Source organism: Acinetobacter sp. S4400-12 (genome assembly GCF_024129495.1).
In the GTDB taxonomy this organism is placed as follows: domain Bacteria; phylum Pseudomonadota; class Gammaproteobacteria; order Pseudomonadales; family Moraxellaceae; genus Acinetobacter; species Acinetobacter lwoffii_C.
In genome coordinates, this window is the sequence record NZ_JAMXYB010000071.1 from 1 (window position 1) to 2370 (window position 2370).

Annotated in this window: 2 protein-coding genes and 2 pseudogenes; all 4 read left to right on the forward strand. The window is 38.3% G+C overall.

Annotated features, from left to right (window positions below; translation table 11 throughout):
- A pseudogene (locus NI461_RS13860) lies at positions 1–194 on the forward strand (hypothetical protein); the annotation flags it as partial.
- The gene (locus tag NI461_RS13865; protein WP_188138646.1) at positions 187–480 is read left to right on the forward strand and encodes a hypothetical protein; all 294 of its coding nucleotides are present in this window, start codon (positions 187–189) and stop codon (positions 478–480) included. The pseudogene NI461_RS13860 and the gene NI461_RS13865, both read left to right, overlap by 8 nt.
- Before the next feature lie 84 nt (positions 481–564).
- Entirely contained in the window at positions 565–1599 is a 1035-nt protein-coding gene (locus NI461_RS13870; protein ID WP_253157795.1) for a protein rep, read from the forward strand.
- Between the two features lie 565 nt (positions 1600–2164).
- Positions 2165–2370: pseudogene (locus NI461_RS13875) on the forward strand (hypothetical protein); the annotation flags it as partial.

Consider the following 2370-nt stretch of genomic DNA (forward strand, 5'->3'; position numbering starts at 1 on the left):
AAGTTGAAGCATTTCAAGAAATGATGGCTAAAACTCAAAAAGTATCTCGTAACAAGATTATTAATGACCTTCTTCAAATTGCTATTGATCAAGTTAAAGACTTGTTGGATGACAAATCTTTAGAAGAATTCAATATGTTTGCTTCCCACCATTACAACGACTTTACTGGTTCTGGAGATTTATCAGATGATTAAATTAGAAGGAACAGTATTAAACGTCTTTACCCAGCAAGGAGGTAAGGACAAAAAAACTGGAGATCAATTTGCAGATCGTGACAAGGTACAAATTTTAGGTGCTATGGATCTGCCAAATGGTGACGTAAAAAATGAACTTTTTACGTTATCTGTTGAGAACTATCGGGACTTTAAAGATTTCCTAAATCAGAAAATTTCAATTGCTGTTGGTGCAATGGCAAGTGGTCGTAATGTGATTTTTTATGTTGCTAAAGGCGCAAAGCCTGTTTTAGCAGACCAAATGTGAAACACGAAAAAAAACAGTGAGTTAGCGAAGCTTCTCGCTGTTTTTTCTTTCTCTTGATACTATTGATTAACTAGGGGACAAAAATTGCTTAAAAAAGACAATAAAAAAGCCCATATTTCGGACACTTTGGCGGGTGATGAAATACAGGCTTTGCAATCTGCTAAGGCAGATCAACATAGGGATAGAATAACACGTTTTGGAATTTTGAAACATAGAGCGAAACTACAAGAACAATATTTGTGGACGCAGGTTGATTTCAAGTCAGAAGGTGAAAATGATCTATCCAATAAGGCTCTTAAGGCTGCAACTAAATTAAAGGGTTGTGGTCAATTTCTGCTGTTCCATAATTACTACACGATAGACCAAGTTAAACTTGCTAAGGCACACTATTGCTCTCAGCACTTGTTATGTCCTATGTGTGCTGGTGTTAGGGCTGCTAAGTCCATGAGCCGATATGTTCAGCGTATTGAAGAATTAATGCGCCAGAATCGCCATTTAAAGCCCGTCCTGATCACTTTAACTGTAAAGAATGGCCCTGACCTACAAGAACGCTTCAAGCACCTTAGAGCGTCATTTAGAACGCTTTTAGATCGTTATAACGATTACAAGAAAAAAGGTCGTGGTTTTAATCAGTTTTGTAAAATTGATGGCGCTTTTTATTCAACTGAATATACATACAATCCAAAAACTAAAGAATGGCATCCTCATATTCATATTTTTGCTTTACTTAATGAATGGATAGACCAGGAAGAATTGTCCGAAACTTGGCATGATATTACCCTGGATTCTTATATCGTCGATATTCGTAGAGTTAAAAAAACTAAAGAACACGGCTATAGCAAGGCTGTTGCTGAGGTATGTAAATATGCCCTTAAGTTTAGTGATCTCTCACTGGAGAATACTTGGGAAGCATATCTTTCTTTGAAAGGTAACAGGCTGACTGGCTGTTTTGGTTCTATGTATGGTGTCAAGTTACCTGAAAAACTTACTGATGATCTACCTCTTGATGATCTTCCATATTTGGAGCTGCTCTATCGTTTCGTATTCGATAAGAAATCTTATTACAACCTAGAAATCACGAAAGACGTTAAGCCAAACAAAAGGAATGAGGAAGGATGAACGAGGAGCTTCGACGAGGCCCGACGCCCGAATGACTTGTGAAGGCGATACGTTAAAAGTTGAAGTGAGGACGTTGCCGGTGCGAGGGCGCGCAGTCACGGAACGACCGCAACGAAACTTTATAAGGCAAGGATACACAAAGGGACCTTTATGACCTTGCAAGGGGTTCGACCCCTTAGACCCCAAAGGGCGCACTTATGCAAACTCTTCGAGTTCGCCAGTGCTCCCACCATCACAATTAAAACGATATTCCGTTTTTAAAACGTAACTTTGTTTAAATAAATGCTGTCACAACGAAACATCGTTTCTTTGTCACATTGATGCGTTGTTTCTCTGACACATCGACACAAGCAACAAAACGAGTGTCTACGAGTGACGATACCGGTATAAAAATTTCAAAACCTTCCTTCCCTGATTACAAGCTCCCATCTGATTTCAGATCGGGAGTTTTTAGCCATCCCGAATGGGTGGCGTCGCATTGATATTGATTTGATATCATCAATAGTATATAAATAAAAAACCAAACATATCTATTAAACATATCAACTTAATATCAGGTGGAAAAATGGAACCAACTAATCTACAAATCTTCGTTGCTGAGGTTAAAGGTACAGGCGAATCAGAATATATGGGTATTTATAAGCAAGTGCCTTTACGCCTTCGTGCTGGTGTCTTTGCTGAAGTTGAAGCATTTCAAGAAATGATGGCTAAAACTCAAAAAGTATCTCGTAACAAGATTATTAATGACCTTCTTCAAATTGCTATTGATCA

What these genes read in the sequence shown, in the direction of transcription:
- NI461_RS13865 (WP_188138646.1), top strand. Translation starts at nt 187, where the DNA reads ATGATTAAATTAGAAGGAACAGTATTAAACGTCTTTACCCAGCAAGGA.